At 55.1% G+C, this 3,670-nt stretch carries 3 protein-coding genes and 1 pseudogene; 3 read left to right on the top strand and 1 reads right to left on the bottom strand.

Annotated elements, in window-relative coordinates; all coding sequences use genetic code 11:
- Positions 1-377: 377 nt before the first annotated feature.
- Entirely contained in the window at positions 378-1,229 is an 852-nt protein-coding gene (locus LKD23_RS12680; protein ID WP_227621935.1) for a PepSY domain-containing protein, read from the top strand.
- On the opposite strand, the gene LKD23_RS12675 is transcribed toward LKD23_RS12680, so the two are convergent.
- Positions 1,226-1,864 (bottom strand): hypothetical protein, encoded by a 639-nt coding sequence (locus LKD23_RS12675; RefSeq protein ID WP_227621934.1) that lies wholly within the window; start codon positions 1,862-1,864, stop codon positions 1,226-1,228. The genes LKD23_RS12680 and LKD23_RS12675 overlap by 4 nt on opposite strands.
- Here LKD23_RS12675 and LKD23_RS12670 point away from each other — a divergent pair.
- Positions 1,857-1,979, top strand: a pseudogene (locus LKD23_RS12670) (sugar kinase); the annotation flags it as partial. The gene LKD23_RS12675 and the pseudogene LKD23_RS12670 overlap by 8 nt on opposite strands.
- A gap of 233 nt (positions 1,980-2,212) precedes the next feature.
- Complete coding sequence (locus LKD23_RS12665; protein WP_227621933.1) at positions 2,213-3,550, top strand: FMN-binding protein; 1,338 nt, start codon at positions 2,213-2,215, stop codon at positions 3,548-3,550.
- The last annotated feature ends 120 nt before the right edge of the window (positions 3,551-3,670 follow it).

The raw sequence follows: 3,670 nt of genomic DNA, 5'->3' as shown, positions 1-3,670 counted from the left end.
TGAGTTATAAAAATAATGGTATAGTTGCGATTTGTGGTCTTAAAGACGATAGCGGTACCTCCATAGGAGAATAACAACTTCAAGTTTGTCAATTACAGGTGACATTGAAGGAATATCACTACACATAGCAAATGATTTGCTGCTTTTTATTTTTATCAGGGTAGTCCATAGTGGGCTGCCTTTTGTTATACAAAATGGAGACAATCAGGGAATCTGTAAAAAGAGGCATGGGCGGCGCAATTTACGGTATTGCAAGTGTTCCTATATTTGTTAGATTCTTACAAATATACCCTGTACACAAAAATTCCACTTGTAATCTGGCAGGATATCGGCTACACTTTACACATTCCAATCTGATAGGAAGGATAAGAAAGAATATGAGAAAGAAATGGATTTTTATCGGAGCGGCATTTGCACTTGCAATGACCCTGACCGGATACAGATATAATGCGGCAGCCAGTATTCCGCAGCAAAGCAGCCAGAAGCAGACGAAGGAGCAGACACAGATGATCCCTATGGAGGAGGCACAGGAAGCGGCGTTAAAAGCAGCGGATATTGTAGCGGCAGATGCAGACATTTCAGCCACGACCTTAAGTGAGGTGGCGGGAGTGGCCTGCTATAAGGTAGAATTTACTTCCGGAGAGTATGCCTACGCCTACACGATCAATGCAGAGACAGGAGCTGTCATGGAAATGAGCAGCCAAGAACAGAATGCGCAGGCTTCCGGGACACAGACGGAGACGACAGACCCCGCTGCCCCTGCTCCGGCACAGAATGCAACAGGTACCGGAACCGTGGATGAAGCAGCAGCACAGAAGATCGCACTGGAGCATGCCGGAGTGAAGGCAGCGGATGCAACGATCACCAAGTCAAAGCTTGACTATGAAGACGGACGTCAGGTATATGACATTGAATGGTATGCAGGCGGTGCAAAGTATGACTATGAGATTGCGACAGACACCGGAGAGATCATCAGCTCCGCATATGAAGAAAAAACGATGGGAGCAGACAGCAAGAACATTACGGTCAGTGAGGCAGATGCAAAGAAAACAGCCCTTGACCGTGTAAGCGGAGCAACGGACAAGGATCTCTACGAATGGAAGCTTGATTATGATGACGGACGTCCGGAATACGAAGGAAAGATCATCTACGGTGGAACGGAATACGAATTCACGATTGATGCAGCGACCGGATCCGTAACGGAGTGGGATGCTGAGAAGGTCCGTTAAGACAGACAGGAGAAGTAGTTGTGTACAAAGATTAAACTACCATAGATTCCATAAGCGAGTGACCTGAAAAGGCCGCTCGCTTTTTTGTTTACAACGAGATTGAAGGGAGGAACGCTATGCCAAGCAAAACCGAAGAATATCTCGCCCTTGCCCAGCGCACAGCCAACGGCTTGACCCGGTACTGGGAAAGCTGGACGGACTACCTGACCACCGCATCCCGGCTGTACAAGTACCCCTTTGCAGACCAGCTGATGATCTACGCCCAGCGGCCCGATGCCACCGCCTGCGCCGACTTTGACATCTGGAACAACCGGATGAACCGTTATGTGCGCCGGGGTGCTAAGGGCATCGCTCTGCTGGACGAATCCAGCGGATTCCCTCGCCTGCACTACGTTTTCGATGTGTCGGACACCGGGGTGCGCCGCAATTCCCGTGACCCGGAGGTGTGGCAGCTCGGCCCTGATTTGGTGCAGCCGGTTTCGGAGATGTTGAGCAAGACCTACGGCATCAGCGGGGAGCGTGTCAGCCAGCAGCTTGCCGATGTTACCGGGAAATTGGTGGCAGACTACTGGGACAACAACGGCGGCGACATCCGCGCCATCGTTGACGGTTCGCTCCTGATGGATTATGATCAACTTTGCCGTGGCCAGCAGCGCCATCAAGCACACCATCCACGGCGATGCCAACATCACCGACGATGTAAGCTCCATCCGCAACCTGATGAACATGAACTACGACATCAAGCGTTGAGTTTCGCCTCAGTGCTTCCGTCTGCCGGGAACCGACCGCTGTACGTTGGTTTCCGGCTTTTTTATGCCGTCAGCGTCACAAATTGACACCAATTTATCATTCTCCACGAAGTATGTGACAAAATCTCTTGACAGCACATCACAAAATATGTTATCTTTTGTAAGCATCCTTGAAAAGGTATGACCTTTTCTGGGGGCCGAACACAAACCGATTTTTCTCTGGAGGAAAGACCCATGAAACAGGAGATCATCCGCAAACTGAGCGCTGCCGTGGCCATGAGCCTCGTTGTTGGCGTCTCTCTGGCCGCCTGCGGCGGCAGCAGCAGCTCCACCGCTGCCGGTGTGACTAAGACCGGCTCTGCCGAAGGCTTTGGCGGAGCTGTCACTGCCACCCTGACCGTGGATGCCAACGGCACCGTTACCGACTGCAAGCTGGAAGGTGCACAGGAGACCGAGAGCATCGGCGGCGCTGCACTGGAAGAGCTGTCCAAGCAGGTCGTAGCCGCCAACGGCCCCGCCATCGACGGTGTTGCCGGTGCCACGGTGACCACCAAGGCCGTCCGGAAGGCCGTTGCCGCCGCACTGGGTGTGGAGCTGGCCGAAGAAGCCCCCGCCGACTCTGCTGTCGCAGCCCCCGCTGAACCCGCCGCCATCGTCCCGGTGGAAGGCGGCATCCAGATCGGTCAGGCCTATGCTGCCGCCCACGGCACCAAGTGCTTCACCGAAGCGGTGGCTGTGGTGAAGGATGACGTCATCCTCGCCGCCTACCTCGACGATTTCCAGTTCACCAGCGCCGATGCAGACGTGACCGCCGTGCCCAACTCCGACTCCGACTTTGCCGCAGGCTACGCCGAGGGCAAGGTTCTGATGTCCAAGCGGGCCAACGCTGATTATTACAGCAAGATGATGGCCGAAAAGGGCGGCTCCACGGTCGCTCTGGATGCAAACTTCGACGCCATCCAGAACTTTGCTGTCGGCAAGACCATCTCCGAGCTGGAGGATGTGGCCGCCAAGGGTGCCGAGGCTGTGGACGCCGTCTCCGGCGCAACGCTGGTGGATACCGCCGGTTATCTCTCCGCCATCGTGGATGCCGCCAAAAATGCCCAGACCACGCAGGCCGTGGAGTTCAACGGCAGCTCCGAGGACCTGAAGCTGAATGTGGTCTATGGGGCCGCACACGGCACCAAGTGCTTCACCTCCGGCGCTGTCGCCACCGCCGGGGACACCATCGTGCTGAGCTACATTGACGAGTTCCAGTTTGCCGGTTCGGACGCCGGGGTCGTCGGTGTGCCCAACTCCGATTCCGACTTCGGCGCAGGCTACGCCGAGGGCAAGGTGCTGATGTCCAAGCGGGTCAACGCCGATTACTACAGCAAGATGATGGCCGAAAAGGCTGGTTCCACCGTTTCGCTGGATGCCAACTACGACGCCATCCAGAACCACGTGAACGGCATGAGTATTGCCGACGCCGAGGCTCTGAGCAAAGATGAAAAGGCTGTGGACGCCGTTTCCAGTGCCACGCTGGTGGATACTGCCGGCTACGTTGGTGTGCTGGTGGATGCCACAAAGTAAGGCAAGAAAAATAACATTCCTCTGAACACAGCAGCGCCCGCCACTTACGCAGTGCGCCCTCGATGCCGCTGGCGCTCTTGTCGCTGGTCAGGTTCTTGATGAGCTGCTGCTCCAGCGTGG

Source organism: Faecalibacterium butyricigenerans (assembly GCF_020687345.1).
GTDB lineage: Bacteria > Bacillota > Clostridia > Oscillospirales > Ruminococcaceae > Faecalibacterium > Faecalibacterium butyricigenerans.
Note: the sequence above shows the minus strand (reverse complement) of the source record. Positions and strands in the feature narration are given on the sequence as shown.